Source organism: Microbacterium sp. LMI12-1-1.1, from assembly GCF_040676455.1.
In the GTDB taxonomy this organism is placed as follows: Bacteria; Actinomycetota; Actinomycetes; order Actinomycetales; family Microbacteriaceae; genus Microbacterium.
In genome coordinates this window covers 521,198-537,322 of sequence record NZ_JBEGIA010000015.1, presented here as the reverse complement: position 1 = coordinate 537,322, position 16,125 = coordinate 521,198, and the positions used below count along the sequence as shown (strand labels likewise).

General features: G+C 70.0%; 13 protein-coding genes. All 13 read right to left on the bottom strand.

The genetic code is table 11. The annotated features are described in order from the left end of the window. The 13 genes from pyrF to aroQ all read right to left on the bottom strand — a co-directional run bounded on the left by pyrF (window position 1) and on the right by aroQ (window position 16,097). The gene (gene pyrF / locus MRBLMI12_RS16495) at window positions 1-834 is read right to left on the bottom strand and encodes an orotidine-5'-phosphate decarboxylase (protein WP_363357396.1); all 834 of its coding nucleotides are present in this window, start codon (window positions 832-834) and stop codon (window positions 1-3) included. Then, window positions 831-4,118: a carbamoyl-phosphate synthase large subunit gene (gene carB / locus MRBLMI12_RS16490; protein ID WP_363357395.1), complete on the bottom strand. Its 3,288-nt coding sequence runs from the start codon at window positions 4,116-4,118 to the stop codon at window positions 831-833. The genes pyrF and carB overlap by 4 nt, the downstream gene beginning before the upstream one ends. Then, window positions 4,118-5,275, bottom strand: a complete 1,158-nt coding sequence (gene carA / locus MRBLMI12_RS16485; protein ID WP_363357394.1) for a glutamine-hydrolyzing carbamoyl-phosphate synthase small subunit — start codon at window positions 5,273-5,275, stop codon at window positions 4,118-4,120. The genes carB and carA overlap by 1 nt, the downstream gene beginning before the upstream one ends. Further along, window positions 5,272-5,781, bottom strand: a complete 510-nt coding sequence (locus MRBLMI12_RS16480) for a hypothetical protein (RefSeq protein ID WP_363357393.1) — start codon at window positions 5,779-5,781, stop codon at window positions 5,272-5,274. Before MRBLMI12_RS16480 ends, carA begins: the two co-directional genes overlap by 4 nt. Continuing rightward, window positions 5,778-7,088, bottom strand: coding sequence for a dihydroorotase (locus tag MRBLMI12_RS16475; protein WP_363357392.1), 1,311 nt, complete (start codon window positions 7,086-7,088; stop codon window positions 5,778-5,780). Before MRBLMI12_RS16475 ends, MRBLMI12_RS16480 begins: the two co-directional genes overlap by 4 nt. Then, complete coding sequence (locus MRBLMI12_RS16470) at window positions 7,085-8,098, bottom strand: aspartate carbamoyltransferase catalytic subunit (RefSeq protein WP_349427556.1); 1,014 nt, start codon at window positions 8,096-8,098, stop codon at window positions 7,085-7,087. The genes MRBLMI12_RS16475 and MRBLMI12_RS16470 overlap by 4 nt, the downstream gene beginning before the upstream one ends. Window positions 8,099-8,108: 10 nt before the next feature. Continuing rightward, the gene (gene pyrR, locus MRBLMI12_RS16465) at window positions 8,109-8,657 is read right to left on the bottom strand and encodes a bifunctional pyr operon transcriptional regulator/uracil phosphoribosyltransferase PyrR (protein ID WP_349427555.1); all 549 of its coding nucleotides are present in this window, start codon (window positions 8,655-8,657) and stop codon (window positions 8,109-8,111) included. Window positions 8,658-8,780: 123 nt separating this feature from the next. After that, the gene (locus MRBLMI12_RS16460; RefSeq protein WP_363357391.1) at window positions 8,781-9,320 is read right to left on the bottom strand and encodes a DoxX family protein; all 540 of its coding nucleotides are present in this window, start codon (window positions 9,318-9,320) and stop codon (window positions 8,781-8,783) included. Between the two features lie 175 nt (window positions 9,321-9,495). Then, a complete protein-coding gene (locus MRBLMI12_RS16455; protein WP_363357390.1) occupies window positions 9,496-11,070 on the bottom strand; it encodes a Rieske 2Fe-2S domain-containing protein in 1,575 nt (524 codons plus the stop codon). Between the two features lie 126 nt (window positions 11,071-11,196). Further along, window positions 11,197-14,469 (bottom strand): DEAD/DEAH box helicase, encoded by a 3,273-nt coding sequence (locus MRBLMI12_RS16450; RefSeq protein ID WP_363357389.1) that lies wholly within the window; start codon window positions 14,467-14,469, stop codon window positions 11,197-11,199. A 49-nt stretch (window positions 14,470-14,518) separates the two neighbouring features. Next, the gene (gene nusB, locus MRBLMI12_RS16445) at window positions 14,519-14,929 is read right to left on the bottom strand and encodes a transcription antitermination factor NusB (RefSeq protein ID WP_308867280.1); all 411 of its coding nucleotides are present in this window, start codon (window positions 14,927-14,929) and stop codon (window positions 14,519-14,521) included. 19 nt (window positions 14,930-14,948) lie between these two features. After that, window positions 14,949-15,509, bottom strand: coding sequence for an elongation factor P (gene efp, locus MRBLMI12_RS16440; RefSeq protein WP_349427548.1), 561 nt, complete (start codon window positions 15,507-15,509; stop codon window positions 14,949-14,951). A 129-nt stretch (window positions 15,510-15,638) separates the two neighbouring features. After that, complete coding sequence (aroQ, locus tag MRBLMI12_RS16435; RefSeq protein WP_349427547.1) at window positions 15,639-16,097, bottom strand: type II 3-dehydroquinate dehydratase; 459 nt, start codon at window positions 16,095-16,097, stop codon at window positions 15,639-15,641. Window positions 16,098-16,125 lie beyond the last annotated feature (28 nt).

Genomic DNA, 16,125 nt, shown 5'->3' with positions numbered 1-16,125 from the left:
TCAATCACCACGGTAGAGAAGGGCGCGCTCGGATATGCGCGCGGCGAGCCGGTCGGGTCCGGCAGCCAGGATGCTGCGGCTCTCCGACGCTATCACCGCTTCCGCCAGCGCGCCGAAGCGCGCGCGGAGCTGATCCGGTTCCGCCCCCTGGTGACCGAAGCCCGGAGCGAGGATCGGGGCGACCGGTGAGAACGCCGCGAGGCCGGCATCCTCCCAGTCCACGGTCCCGCCGATGACCACGCCGAGGCTCCCCCACTGGCCGTCCGGAGTCGAACGGGCGTTGTGCTCCGAGATCTCGCGCATGATCGCGGCCGATACCGTCTCGCCGGTCGGGAGGACCGCCCGCTGCGCGGTGAAGCCATCGGGATTGCTCGTCGCGGCGAGCACGAGCACACCCTTGCCGTTGCGCTCCGCGACGTCGAACGTGCCCTCGAGAGTGCCTACGCCGAGGAAGGGGTTCGCCGTCATCGCGTCGGCCTCCAGCGGAGAGCCCGGCGTGAGCCAGGCCTCTCCGTAGGCATCCATGGTCGATCCGATGTCGCCGCGCTTGGCGTCGGCGATCACCAGCAGACCGGCGGCGCGCGCGGCGGCGAGGACGTCCTCCAGGGCGGCGAAGCCCGCCGAGCCGTAGACCTCGAAGAACGAGACCTGGGGCTTGACGACGCCGACGCGGCCCGCAGCGGCCTCCACGACGCGCAGGCCGAACTCGCGCGCACCGGCGGCGGAGGCATCCAGTCCCCACTCGGCGAGGAGATGGACGTGCGGGTCGATGCCGACGCACAGCTGGCCGTGCGCGGCGAAGGCGGCGCGGACCCGCTCGCCGAACGAGATCATGCGCGCGCCCGCCGATCCTCTGCGTACTCCTGGAGACTCCTGACGTCGAAGCCCTCGCGCAGCACCGGCAGCGCGCTGACCGCGGCGCCGAGCACGGCCATCGTCGTGAACAGCGCCTTGTCGCCGGCCACCGCCGCGGCGCGGATCTCGTAGCCGTCGGCGCGGGCCGCGCCGCCGGACGGGGTGTTCACCACGATGTCGATCTCGCCGGCGTTGATCAGGTCCACGATGTTGGTGGCGCCCGACTCCTGGGTCTCGGAGTACTTGCTGACCACGCGCACCTTGATGCCGTTGCGGGCGAGGATCTCGGCGGTGCCCTCGGTCGCGACCAGCTCGAAGCCGAGCTCCTGCAGGCGGTGGGCGGGCAGGATCACGGCCCGCTTGTCACTGTCGGCGACCGAGATGAAGACCGTCCCGGACTGCGGCATGCCGCCGTACGCGGCCTCCTGCGACTTGGCGAAGGCCGTCGGGAAGTCCCGGTCGATCCCCATGACCTCGCCGGTGGAGCGCATCTCGGGGCCGAGGACCGAGTCGACGGTCTGACCGTCGGCCGTGCGGAACCGCTTGAAGGGCAGCACGGCCTCCTTCACCGCGACCGGCGCGTCCAGCGGCACGCGCGAGCCGTCCTGCTCGGGCAGCAGCCCTTCCGCCTTGAGGTCGGCGATCGACGTGCCCGCCATGATGCGCGAGGCGGCCTTGGCGAGCGGGATGCCGAGCGCCTTCGAGACGAAGGGCACGGTGCGGCTCGCGCGCGGGTTCGCCTCGATCACGTAGAGCACGCCGGCCGAGATGGCGAACTGCACGTTGAGGAGTCCGCGCACACCGACGCCCTCGGCGATGGCGTGCGTCGCGATGCGGACGCGATCGATGTCGGTGCGGCCGAGGCTGACCGGCGGCAGGGTGCACGACGAGTCGCCGGAGTGGATGCCGGCCTCCTCGAGGTGCTCCATCACGCCGCCGATGTACAGCTCGGTGCCGTCGAACAGCGCGTCGACGTCGATCTCGATCGCGTCGTCGAGGAAGCGGTCCACCAGCAGCGGCAGACCGGGGCCGATGATCGCCGCGTCGGCGATGCGCACGAAGTAGTCGCGCAGCGCCTCGGTCGAGTACACGATCTCCATGCCGCGGCCGCCGAGCACGAAGCTCGGGCGCACGAGCACCGGGTAGCCGATCTCCTCGGCCACCGCGACGGCGCCGTCCACGTCGATCGCGGTGCCGTTGCGCGGCGCGACGAGTCCGGCTTCGTCGAGCAGGCGCGAGAACAGCTCACGCTCCTCGGCGAGGTCGATCGCGGCCGGCTTGGTGCCGAGGATCGTGTAGCCGGCGTCCTCGATGCCCTTGGCGAGGCCCAGGGGCGTCTGGCCGCCGAGCTGGCAGATGACGCCGAGGATCTCACCCGACTGCGCCTCGGCGTGCAGCACCTCGAGGACGTCCTCGAGGGTCAGCGGCTCGAAGTAGAGGCGGTCGGAGGTGTCGTAGTCGGTCGACACGGTCTCGGGGTTGCAGTTGACCATGACCGTCTCGTAGCCGGCGTCGGCCAGCGCGAACGACGCGTGCACGCACGAGTAGTCGAACTCGACCCCCTGGCCGATGCGGTTCGGCCCCGACCCGATGATGACGACCTTCGTGCGCTCCGACGGCGTGACCTCGGTCTCGGCGTCGTAGCTCGAGTAGTGGTACGGCGTGAGCGCGGGGAACTCCCCCGCGCAGGTGTCGACGGTCTTGTAGACCGGACGGATGCCGAGTCCGTGGCGGACGCCGCGCACCTGGGCCTCGGTGTCGGAGCGGAGTTCGGCGATCTGGGCGTCGCTGAAGCCGTGCTCCTTCGCGATGCGCAGGGTGGCGGCATCCAGCTCCCCCGCCTGGCGCACGAACTCGGCGACCTCGTTGATGAGGACGATCTGGTCGATGAACCACGGGTCGATCTTGGTGGCCTCGAACGCCTGCTCGACCGTGGCGCCCTTGCGCAGCGCCTGCTGCAGCACGACGATCCTGCCGTCGGTCGGCCGCTTCGCGATCTCGAGCAGCTCGTCGACCGAGCGCGCCTCGTCGCCCCAGTGGAAGCTCGACCCGCGCTTCTCGAGCGAGCGCAGCGCCTTCTGCAGAGCGGTCGCGTAGTTGCGGCCGATCGCCATCGCCTCGCCGACCGACTTCATGGTCGTGGTCAGCGTGGTGTCGGCTGCCGGGAACTTCTCGAAATTGAAGCGGGGCACCTTCACGACCACGTAGTCGAGCGTCGGCTCGAAGCTCGCCGGCGTCACCTTGGTGATGTCGTTGGGGATCTCGTCCAGGCGGTAGCCGATCGCGAGCTTGGCCGCGATCTTGGCGATCGGGAAGCCGGTCGCCTTGGAGGCGAGCGCCGAGGACCGCGAGACGCGGGGGTTCATCTCGATCACGATGATGCGCCCGGTCGCAGGGTCCACGGCGAACTGGATGTTGCAGCCGCCGGTGTCGACGCCCACCGCGCGGATGATGTCGATGCCGATGTCGCGCAGCTTCTGGTACTCGCGGTCGGTGAGGGTCAGCGCCGGGGCGACGGTGATCGAGTCGCCCGTGTGCACGCCGACGGGGTCGACGTTCTCGATCGAGCAGACGACGACCGTGTTGTCGGCGGTGTCGCGCATGAGCTCGAGCTCGTACTCCTTCCAGCCGAGGATGGACTCCTCGAGGAGCACCTCGTTGGTCGGCGAGTCGTGCAGGCCCGCACCGGCGATGCGCCGGAGGTCGGCCTCGTCGTACGCGAAGCCCGAGCCGAGGCCCCCCATCGTGAAGGACGGGCGGACGACGAGCGGGTAGCCCAGCTCGTCGGCGGCGGCGAGCACCTCGTCCATGGTGTGGGCGATCCGGGATGCCGCGACGTCGGCGCCCGCGTCGAGCACGAGCTGCTTGAAGATCTGCCGGTCCTCGCCCTTGTTGATCGCCTCGAAGTCGGCGCCGATGAGCTCGACGTCGTACTTCTCGAGGATCCCGTGCTTGTGGAGGTCGATCGCGGCGTTGAGCGCCGTCTGGCCGCCCAGCGTCGGCAGGATCGCGTCGGGCTTCTCCTTCGCGATGATCGTCTCGATCACACGCCAGTTGATCGGCTCGATGTAGGTCGCATCGGCGAAGTCGGGGTCGGTCATGATCGTGGCCGGGTTCGAGTTCACCAGGATGACGCGCACGCCCTCCTCGCGGAGGACGCGGCAGGCCTGTGTGCCCGAGTAGTCGAACTCGCACGCCTGCCCGATGACGATCGGGCCGGAGCCGATGACCAGGACGGAGTTGATGTCGTCGCGCTTGGGCATTACTTCGCGGCCTTCTTCTGGAGGTTCGCGACGACGAGGTCGCGGAAGCGGTCGAACAGGTAGTTGGCGTCGTGCGGGCCGGCGGCCGCCTCGGGGTGGTATTGCACGGAGAACGCGGGGATGTCGAGGGCCCGCAGGCCCTCGACCACCTGATCGTTCAGCCCGACGTGGCTGACCTCGATGCGCCCGTAGCCGTGGGGGCTGTCGAACTCGCCGTCCACCGGCGCGTCCACGGCGAACCCGTGGTTGTGGGCGGTGATCTCGACGCGACCGGTCGACTTGTCGAGCACCGGCTGGTTGATGCCGCGGTGGCCGAACGGCAGCTTGTAGGTGCCCAGGCCGAGCGCGCGGCCGAGCAGCTGGTTGCCGAAGCAGATGCCGAAGAACGGCAGGCCGTCGTCGAGCACGTCGCGCAGGAGGTCGACGTGGTCGCCCGACGCGGCCGGATCGCCGGGGCCGTTGGAGTAGAAGACCGCGACCGGGTCGATCGCGCGGATCTGGTCGATCGTGACGTCCTGCGGCAGCACGTGCACCTCGAACCCGCGGGCGGCGAGGTTGTCGACGGTCGCCTGCTTCACGCCGAGGTCGAGCACCGCGAGGTTGCCGATGCGCTCCCCCGTCGCCTCCGTGACCTCGGCGGCGGTCACCGACACCTGCGCCGAGAGGTTCTGGCCGGCCATCTCGGGCGCCTCGCGCACCAGTCGCAGCTGCTCCTCGGCGTCGATCGCCGCGGCCTCGCCGGAGAAGATAGCGCCGCGCATGCTGCCGGCCGAGCGGATGTGGCGGGTCACGGCGCGCGTGTCGATGCCGCTGATGCCGACGACGCCGTCCTCGACCAGCGCGTCGTCGAGCGACTCGTCGGCGCGCCAGTTGGAGACGACGCGCGAGGGGTCGCGCACGATGTAGCCCGACACCCAGATGCGGCGGGACTCCGGGTCCTCGTCGTTCATGCCGGTGTTGCCGATGTGGGGCGCCGTCTGCAGCACGATCTGGCCGGCGTACGAGGGATCGGTGAGCGTCTCCTGGTAGCCGGTCATGCCGGTGGCGAAGACGACCTCGCCGATCGTGGTGCCGAGGGCGCCGTACGCGCGTCCGACGTGGCGGGTCCCGTCCTCGAGCACGAGGACGGCAGGGTCTGTCTGGAAGAGGGAGGTCATGAATCGGTTCCCGTCTGGGTCGGGGGAAGGATGCCGGCCACAGCGTCCGCGAGGGCGCGGGCCGAGGCATCCTGGGGTCGGAAGTAGGTGTCGACGGTCGAGCCGGCGTCGGTGCGCCAGGTCAGCCGGGTGAGGCCGCCGGCTTCGACGACGCGGTCGATCGCGACCGTGGACTGGCCGACGTCGACGATGCGGTCGGGAGTCAGCACGAACGGGTCCTGCCCGGTGAGACCCACGGCGACGCCCTCGTCGGCGACCGTCACGGTCGCCTTCGAGCGGAACGCCATGCCGGGGGCCGCGATGCGCTCCAGCGGAGCGTCGCGAGCGGTCGTCGCGACGTACAGTGCGGCGAACGTCGCGCGCACGTGGGCGTCGGCGGGAAGTTCTCCCGGGTGGACCAGGGGCGTCGCATCGCGCCGCGTCCGTCGCCACCACGCCCACACCAGCAGGCCGAGCAGCGCGATCGTGACGAGCACGATGACGCCGAGCGCACCCTCGCGAGTCATGCGCGCACCCCCGGTGCGTCGAGCAGGGCGCCGTCGGCGACCGTGACCGTGCCCCGGTGGAGGGTCCAGCGCACGTCGCCCGGCAGCTCGCGCCCGAGGTACGGCGAGTTCACGCTCCGCCCGCGCAGATCGTCGGTCGTGAAGGTGCGGCGCGGGGCCGGGTCGTAGAACGCGAGGGATGCCGGCTGCCCCTCGGTGAGGGGGGTGCCGTGACCGGTGAGGCGGCCGATCCGCGCGGGCTCGCGCGACATCACCCGGGCGACGTCGCCCCAGGTGAGCAGCCCCGTGTCGACCATCGCCTGCTGGACCACCCGCAGCGCGCTCTCGAGCCCCACCATGCCGTTGGCTGCAGCGTGCCACTCGCACGCCTTCGCCTCGGTCGGATGCGGGGCGTGATCGGTCGCGACGATGTCGATGGTGCCGTCGGCGAGGCCCTCGCGCACCGCGAGCACGTCCTCCTCGCGCCGCAGCGGCGGGTTCACCTTGAAGCGGGCGTCGTAGTCGCGCACCAGCTCGTCGGTGAGCAGCAGGTGGTGCGGCGTCACCTCAGCGGTGACGTCGACGCCGCGGCGCTTGGCCCAGCGGATGATGTCGACCGAGCCTGCCGTCGAGAGGTGGCACACGTGCAGGCGTGAGCCGACGTGCTCCGCGAGCAGCACGTCGCGGGCGATGATCGACTCCTCTGCCACCGCCGGCCAGCCTGCGAGGCCCAGCTCGGCCGAGACCGCGCCCTCGTTCATCTGGGCGCCCTCGGTGAGCCGCGGATCCTGCGCGTGCTGGGCGATCACGCCGTCGAACGCCTTCACGTACTCGAGCGCTCGCCGCATGATGAGCGGGTCCCAGACGCAGAAGCCGTCGTCGCTGAAGACGCGCACGCGCGCCCGGGAATCGGCCATCGCGCCGAGCTCCGCCAGACGCTCGCCCTTCTGGCCGACGGTGACGGCGCCGATCGGCTGCACCGTGACGAAGCCGGCCGCCTCGCCGAGGGCGAGCTCCTGCTCGACGACGCCGGCGGTGTCGGCGACGGGCGAGGTGTTGGGCATTGCGAAGACGGCCGTGTAGCCGCCCGCAGCTGCTGCCCGCGAACCGGTGAGGATCGTCTCGGACGCCTCGTACCCGGGCTCGCGCAGGTGCGTGTGCAGGTCCACCAGGCCGGGCAGCATCACCAGACCGTCGACGTCGACGACGGTCGCCCCGGCGCGGCTGAGACCGGGGCCGATCTCGGCGATGACGCCGTCGTCGACGATCACGTCGGCAGCGGTGGATCCTTCGACGTGTGCCCCGCGGAAGAGAAGGGTCTCGCTCATCGGGTGTTCTCCTTCTCTTCGCCGCCGGTGACCGGGGCGTCCGTCGCGGGTGCGGTCTCGGCCGCTCCGTGCTCCGCTCCTGCCAGCAGCAGGTAGAGCGCGGCCATGCGCACCGAGACGCCGTTCGCGACCTGCTCGAGCACCGTCGAGCGCGGCGAGTCCGCGGCTTCTGCGGAGATCTCCAGACCCCGGTTCATGGGTCCGGGGTGCATGACAATGCTATCCGCTCCGAGTGCCTGAAGACGGCGTGCGTCGAGGCCCCAGCGGCGTGAATACTCCCGTTCAGTCGGGAAATACGCCGCATTCATGCGCTCGAGCTGGATGCGCAGCATCATGAGCGCGTCGGGGCCGGCGGAGATCGCCTCGTCCAGGTCGTACCGCACCTGCACGGGCCACCGCGACATGTCCTGCGGCACGAGGGTCGGCGGAGCGACCAGGGTCACCCGGGCGCCGAGGGTGGTGAGCAGCCACACGTTCGAGCGGGCGACCCGCGAGTGCAGGACGTCCCCGACGATGGTCACCTTCACCCCGGCGAGGTCGCGGCCGCGGCTGTCGTCGCCGAAGCGGCGCTTGCGGATCGTGAACGCGTCGAGGAGCGCCTGCGTGGGGTGCTCGTGGGTGCCGTCGCCGGCGTTGACCACCCCGGCGCTGATCCAGCCGCTGGTGGCGAGGGTGCGCGGCGCGCCGGACGCGCCGTGGCGGATGACGACGGCATCCGCTCCCATCGCCTGGAGGGTCTGCGCGGTGTCCTGCAGCGACTCGCCCTTCGAGACGCTGGAGCCCTTCGCGGAGAAGTTGATCACGTCGGCCGACAGGCGCTTCGCTGCCGCCTCGAACGAGATGCGCGTGCGCGTCGAATCCTCGAAGAAGAGGTTGACGACGGTCTTGCCGCGCAGTGTCGGCAGCTTCTTGACCTCGCGCCGCTGCGTGTCTGCCATGTCTTCGGCCACATCGAGGATGCGCAGAGCATCCGTGCGGGCGAGGGTCTGGGTGTCGAGGAGGTGCCTCATGAGCCGACCGTCACCGCCCCTCGATCGTGACGGACTCCGCGCCGTCGGTCTCTTCGAGGCGCACGTTGACCCGCTCGTCACGGGAGCTCGGCAGGTTCTTACCGACGAAGTCGGGCCGGATGGGCAGTTCGCGGTGCCCGCGGTCGACGAGGGTCGCCAGTCGCACCGCGGCGGGGCGGCCGATGTCCTGCAGAGCGTCGAGGGCCGCGCGGATGCTGCGCCCGGAGAAGAGCACGTCGTCCACCAGGACGACGACCTTGCCGTCGACGCCGCCCGGCGGGATCTGGGTGCGCTGCGGGGCGCGGGTCGGATTGCGGTGCAGGTCGTCACGGTACATCGTGACGTCGAGAGCGCCGATCGGGACCGGTACGCCGCCGAACTGCTCCACCAGCGCACCGATCCGCTGCGCGAGAGTGACGCCGCGAGTGGGGATGCCGAGAAGAACCAGATCGTCGGGGCCCTTGTTGGACTCGAGGATCTCGTGGGAGATCCGAGTCAGGGCCCGGGCGATGTCGGCGCCGGTCATGACGGTGCGAGGCTGCACGGTGGGCGTGCTCATCCGCCGCTCCCTTCTCCGCCTCACGGGACGGGGTTAAAGGTTGCTGTGATCGCCGCCCAGTCTATGTCACCGCGAAGGCCGGCCTCGAATCGGGACCGGCCTTCGCGGCGGAGATGCCCGTGGTCAGCGTCGCGTCGACGAACCGCGGAGAACCTGGGAGGCGACGACCAGTGCGGCCGCGATCAGCACCACGTTCTTGAAGATGTACTGCCCCGTGAGTGTCGGGCCGACGGGGCTGAAGACCTCGCCGGGCAGCAGCACGATCGGCGACAGGATGCCGACGAATGCGAGTGCGAGCACCACCAGACCGATGCGGGCGAATGCGCCGCCGGCGATGAGGAGGGCTCCTGCGGCGACCTCGATCACGGCGGTCGCGACGAGCGCGGCCTGTCCGCTCACGAGCCCGAAGGTGAGCTTCTCCCAGGTCTGGCTCACGAGAGCCTCGACCGGGCTGACGCCCGGGAACAGCTTGAGTGCGCCGAAGACGGCGAAGACGGCGCCGAGGGCGACGCGCAGAGCCGCGATGCTCCAGCGCTGCAGCGAGACCTTGACGGCGGCCTCAGCGCGCGACTCCCACGAGAGGAGGGAGCGGATCGGGTGGGGGCGACCGGTGGACGCGGGGGCGACGACGCGGCCGGCGCCGTGTGCGGGAACGGTGGTCATGGCGTGACTCCTTCGGGTTCTGATCGCCCGCGATCGCGGGCACGGTGATCAGGACTCGAGCGGGGGGCGCGATGATACGCGGCTGCACAGATTGACGTCCCGCCTACATGGCATCGGGGACGGAACGGCCGTCTCGTTGTAGATCATCCACAACGAGACGGCGCTTCGAAGTGGATCAGGCCGCGGAGGTCGCCGCTGCGCGGTACAGATCGTCCTCCACCTGGGACGCGCGGATGGGGTGTCCCTGGCTCGTCAGGCACTTGCCGCTGGCGAGATCCCACTTCCAGTCGTGGAGGGAGCAGGTCAGGACGCCGTCCTCGATCTTGCCCGTCTTGGTCAGGTCCGCGCGGAGGTGCGGGCAGCGACGCTGCACGAGCCAGTCGCCGAGCTGGGCGTCCTCGGTCTGATCCGTCTGCTCCGCGTACCAGTTCTCGACGTACTCGATGCGGTCGCGTGACAGGCACTTGAGGAACGTGGTCAGGAACTCATTGAACTTGCCGCTGCGCCCCACCTCGAACTGCATCGAGAGGAAGATCGAGTTCGACCAGTCGATCTCGTGGTCGGCGATGTTGGTCGACACCAGGTCAGCGGGGATGGTGTACCAGTAGATGCACTCGTCGTCGGCGTACTCGCGGACCTTCGCCTTCGGGAAGTCCACCACCATGTCGAGGTCGCCGATGCGGAAGCGCACGACGCCGCCGACTCCGTTGCGGATCGTGCGGGCGCGCCGCAGCAGCGGCTCCCACCATTCCTTGATCGCGGAGAGCATCTCGTCGGGCGGCAGCACGGCGGCGCGCGACGCCTCTTCCGCGCGGATCTCTTCCTGGCGGGAGTCGCGCTGCTCGGCCAGATACGACCACTTGTCGTCGAAGATGCGGTCGATCTCGGCATCCGTGTACAGGGTCTGCGTGATCGAGATCTCGCCGTCGTTCAGCTCGACGACGGTTCCCGGCAGGAACTCGTAGCTCTTCTGGTCGGGACGCAGCTCCTTCATGTGCTGCAGGAACTGCCGCTGGTCGGTGAAGATCGCATCGCCGTCGAGACCGTAGCCGTTGTACTTGAACAGCTCCTCGCGCAGGAACATCGGCGGACCGGCCATCGGGAAGACGTGCTCGGCATCGACCTTCTCGATGTAGTACATCGCGCGCTTGTTCTGCGCGTCGCGCTTGAGCTTCGCGAAGTTCTGCTTGGCGTCCTGGGGCAGGTCGTAGACCATCGGCCACCAGATGGCGCCCGAGACCTGCGTGAAGTACGCCTCGGGCTTGGAGAAGCCCAGCAGCTTCTCGAGGTCGAGCGGGTGCGAGTCGTTCTGGTTCAGGATGCTGGCTGTGCCGTCGTCGACGCTCAGGGACGAGTCGCCGATCGGCCCGTCGCTCGGGGCGCGCAGCGGGGTGACCATCACCTTGAGGTCGCCGAAGTCGAGCGGGACGCCCGCCTGGGTGAAGACGATGTTGTCGTAGCCGAGCGCGCGGAGATCCTGCTCGAGGTCGTCGGTGGGGTACTCCGGGAGCAGCACCCTGATGCTCTTCGGAACGAAGCGCTCCATGAGCGCCGGGTCGAAGTGGTCACGGTGGCGGTGCGAGATGTACAGGAAGTCCGCGTTGCCGTACTTCTGCCAGTCGAGTCCCCGGTTGTCGGGGAACGGGAACCACGACCCGAAGAAGGTCGGGCCGATCACCGGGTCGCAGAGGATGCTTCCTCCCGCCGTCTCGATGAACATTCCGGCGTGGCCGAGGCCCGTGATGCGCATGGGACTCCTCCCCTATCCAGCAATCGATCCGCGAACCAGACGAGTCTAGGCGAGGCTCGTCGAGCGCACCGGATCGCGCGGCCGTGCAAAAAGCGATCCGCTCGGTAGCCGGTGCGGCAGCGAGGCTCACTCGTCGAACAGCCCGCGGATGTCGTCGGCGGTGAGCGCCTGGCCGAAGAGGGCATCGTCGTCCATCACCGACCGGAACAGTCGCGCCTTGCGCCGCTGCAGCGCCATCACCTTCTCCTCGATGGTGCCGTTGGCGATGAGGCGGTACACCATGACGCTGCGGTGCTGGCCGATGCGGTGCGCGCGGTCGACCGCCTGCGCCTCGGCGGCCGGATTCCACCAGGGGTCGAGCAGGAACACGTAGTCCGCCTCGGTCAGCGTCAGGCCGAAGCCGCCCGCCTTGAGGCTGATGAGGAACACCGGCGCCTCTCCCCCGCGGAAGGCCTCGACGGCGCCATCGCGATCGCGCGTCGACCCGTCGAGGTACGCGTAGGGGATGCCGCGCTCCTCGAGTCGCGCCGACACCAGGCCGAGGAACGACGTGAACTGACTGAACACGAGGGCGCGGTGCCCCTCGGCGAGGGCTTCGTCGAGCTGCTCGAACAGGGCGCCCAGTTTGCTCGGCGCGATATGGGCGTGGGCCGGATCGACGAGCTCGGGGGCGAGGCTGAGCATGCGCAGCAGGGTCAGGGAGCGGAACACGATGAAGCGGTTGCGGTCGAGGTCTTCGAGCAGTCCCAGCACCTTCTGGCGCTCACGCTGCAGGACGGTGTCGTAGAGGGCGCGGTGGGCGGCGCCCAGCTCGATGCGCACCTCCTGCTCCTGCTTCGCAGGCAGGTCGGCTGCGACCAGCTCCTTCGTGCGTCGCAGCACCAGCGGACGGATGCGGCGCCGCAGGCGCGAGAGACGGCCGGCGCGATACGCGCCGCCCTCCTGGTTCTCGGGCACCTTGCCCTTCTCGATCGGACCGATGTACTCCTCGCGGAACCGGCGTGCCGACGGGAACAGACCGGGCGCCGTGAGCGAGAGCAGCGCCCACAGCTCGGTGAGGCTGTTCTCGAGCGGCGTGCCGGTGACGGCGAAGACGACATCTGCCGGCAGGTCGCGTGCCGCCCGGTAGGCCTTGGTCTGGCTGTTCTTCACGAACTGCGCCTCGTCCAGGATCAGGCCCGCCCACGTGACACGGCCGAACTCGGCCTCATCCAGGCGCAGCAGCGTGTACGAGGTCACGACGATGTCGGCGGCGGCTGCGGCATCCGACACCGTCGTCCCCCGCTTGGCGCGCGTCGCGTCGACGACGGCCACACGCAGATCGGGCACGAACCGCGCCGCCTCGCTGCGCCATGTCGAGAGCACGGATGTGGGCGCCACCACCAGGAAGGGGCGCTCCTCGCCGTGCTCACGCGCGTGGGCGATGAGGGCCAGCAGCTGCAGTGTCTTGCCGAGACCCATGTCGTCGGCCAGGATGCCGCCGAGCCGGTGCTGCCACAGGAAGGCCAGCCAGTCGTAGCCGACCCGCTGATACGGGCGCAGGTCCGCCTGCAGCGTGGACGGGAGCGGCGTGGCGGGCACCCCGTCGGCGTCACGCAGCGCCTCGACCGTGGCGCGCCAGGAGACCGCGGGTTGCGCCTCATCGGCGAGATCCTCGAAATCCGCCCACAGCGCCGTCTGGTACCGGCTGATGCGCGGCCCGGTCTCCCATTCATCGAGCTCTCCGGCTTCGTCGATGAGGTCGCGCAGCCGGTGCAGTGAGGGATGGGACAGTGAGAAGTAGGCGCCGTCGCTGAGCAGGATCTTCTTGCGGCCGCGAGAGAGAGCGGTGAACAGGGTTCCGAACGGAATGCGGCGGCCGTCGATCGTCACGACGACGCCCAGGTCGAACCAGTCGGCGTCGGTCGTCTCGACCGAGGTGATGTCGATCCGGGGATCGCCGGAGAGCTCGCGGTACGGCGGACGCTCGCCCGAGATCTCGACGCGGACGTCCTCGTCGGCTTCCAGGAGCGGCAGCAGCTGCGAGGCGAACTCCGCTGCTTCCAGCCCCACGAGCGACCCGGCGGCGGCGAAGTCCACGGGGGAGTGATCCCGCCACAGCGCCTCGACGCGGCCGCGGATCGCCGCTTCTGCCGCCGCGTCGCGGTCGTCGTCGGTCGCGTCGAGCCCCCGCAGCTCGGCGTCGCCATAGCGCCACGACAGCGTGTAGACGAGCCGGTGGCTCGGCTCGAACTTCACCAGCAGCACCAGCTGCGGCCGGGGTGGCGGCGCGACCTCGAGACCCGGGGCGTCGATCTCCACGCGCCGTGCGATGCGGGGCAGGTGGTCGCGGACGAACTCGTCGGCCTCTTCGGCCGGGACCGTCACCGCCTCGCGCGCGGTGAGGAGCGCGGGTACCGGGTCGGGCAGCGCGACGGCGGCCAGCACCAGATCGATGCGCTCACGCTGCACCGTGAAGCGGTAGACCCCTGTGTGTCCGACCGGGCGCAGGGTGGCGGCATCATCCTGCTCGCCGTCGATCGTGACGACGGGCAGGACCTCGAGGCCGTGTGCGGTTCGCTGCGCCTGCACAGCGACGGTCGCCGTGGACGCCAGTGCGACCGTGCTGCTGCGCTTCGTCGGGACGAACGGGATGCCGTGGCCTGCGGCGGCGGCCAGGTGCGGCCAGAGGAGGCTCGACTCGATGTCGTCGAGCGTCAGCCACTCCGATACGTCGGAGAAGGCGCCGAACGAGCGGACGTCGCGGCCGATGCTGTGCAGCTCGGCGAACCAGCGGGCCTGCGCGGGGTCGTACACCGTCGTCGGTCGGCGCAGCGCGTCCCACGACACGCCGCCCTTGATCCAGGCGTCGGAACGGCCGGAGCGCTCGAGTGGACGGAGACCGACGAGCACATCGGCGCCGTGCTGGTGCAGACCGCGGGGCGTCGCCGACTCGACGCGGGCCGGCGTCCAGGCCGATGCGCCGCGACGGACGCGCTGGCGCAGCTCGACGCCGAGGGCGAGCGGCGTGTAGGTCCGCGCCGCCGGGGCCGGCGAGGCGAACACCGCACGCCACGACGATCCGCCGGGTTCGGCCGGTGCGGACGCCGCGAGCCGGTTGGCGGCGAGCAGCGTCGCCACCGTGTGCTTGCAGTCGAACTGCACCGGGCACGTGCACGATGTCGCGGCGATGGGGTGGTCCACCCGCTGCGGGTCGAGCCGCACCCGGCAGCGGTACGTCCTGCCGGCGCTGCCGGCGACGACGGCCTCGATCACGAGAGCGACCGGATCCCACTCGAGCCGCTGCACCGCCCCGTCGGCGAAGTAGGCGGCGCCGCGCTCGTACGAGCCGCTGTCGGTGTGGCGGCGGATGTGCCCGGGGTCGACGAACGGCGGGGGTCCGGCGGACGGCGGGGTCACGGCATCCATCCTGCCAAGGCGCGCCGACAGCGCGGCGAGCGTGCGGTGATCAGCCGGCGCGCGCGATCCGGGCGAGGACGCCGTGGACGAACGGGCCGGACTCGTCGGTCGAGAACTCCTTGACGAGCTCGACCGCCTCGTCGATGGCGACGGCGGTGGGCACCTCGTCGTTGTAGAGGATCTCCCATGCGCCGATGCGCAGCACGGCGCGGTCGACCGCGGGCATGCGCGCGAGCGTCCAGTCCTTGGCGAACGTGGTGATCTGCTCGTCGATGGCGTCCTGGTTGTCGATCACGCCGTCGACGATCTCACGGGCGTACAGCCACGAGGCCTGGCGGGCGGGCTCGTTCGCGGCCCGCTTCGCCTCGGCGGCGAGGACGGTCGCCGGCGCATCGCCGCGGACGTCGGCCTGGAAGAGGATGTCGAGCGCGCGTTTGCGCGCCTTCGTACGGGCACTCATCGGTCAGCGGCCGCCGACCTCAGTTGACGCGGCCGAGGTAGTCGCCGGTGCGCGTGTCGACCTTGACCTTGGTGCCCGTCTCCACGAACAGCGGGACCTGGATCTCGTAGCCCGTCTCGACCGTCGCCGCTTTGGTGCCCGCCGACGAGCGGTCGCCCTGCAGGCCCGGCTCGGTGTAGGTGATCTCGAGGATGACCGACGCGGGCAGCTCGACGTAGAGCGGGTTGCCGTTGTTGAGCGCGATCTGCACCTGCTGGTTCTCGAGCAGGAAGTTGGCGGCATCGCCGACGGTGGCGGCGCCCACGTTGATCTGGTCGTAGTCGACGACGTCCATGAAGACGAAGTTGTCGCCGTCGTTGTACAGGTACGTGAAGTCGCGGCGGTCGACGTTCTCGATGTCGATCTTCGCGCCCGCGTTGTACGTGCGGTCGACGACCTTGCCCGAGACGACGTTCTTGAGCTTCGTGCGGACGAATGCGCCACCCTTGCCCGGCTTGACATGCTGGAACTCGATGACGTTCCAGAGCTGACCGTCGATGCTGAGGACGACGCCGTTCTTGATGTCTGCGGTGGATGCCATGAGGGTGCGAATCCGTTTCGTTGTGGTGTGCGCGGCGTGAAGTGAGAGGCGGTCGCTGCCCTTCGACAAGCACAGGGACCGGCAGCGCCGACGTTCGATTCTACGGGATGCCTGGTCCCGGCCGATTCGTCAGCCCTCGGCCTGCCCGGTGAGGATGTCGATGAGACGCCCGACGGCCGTCGCGTAGCCGGCCACGCCCTCGCCGATCACGTGCACCAGGGCGACGTCGGCGACGTACGAATGATGACGGAATTCTTCCCGTGTCTTCACGTCGGAGATGTGGACCTCGGCGACGGGAAGGCCGACGCCCGAGAGAGCGTCGCGCAGCACGACGGACGTGTGGGTGAGCCCGCCGGGATTGATCACGATGCCGGCGCAGTCGTCGCGTGCCGCGTGGATCGCGTCCAGGAGCACGCCCTCGTGGTTGCTCTGCACCGCCCTCACCTCGAAGCCGCGGCGGGCGGCGGCATCCGTCGTCACCTGCTCCACGTCCGCGAGCGTCGCCGTGCCGTAGATGTCGGGTTCCCGCGCGCCCAGGAGGTTGAGATTGGGTCCGTTGACGAGCAGCAGGCGGCGGGGCGTGGTCATGGTCGCACCACGATATCAGCGGGTGCGG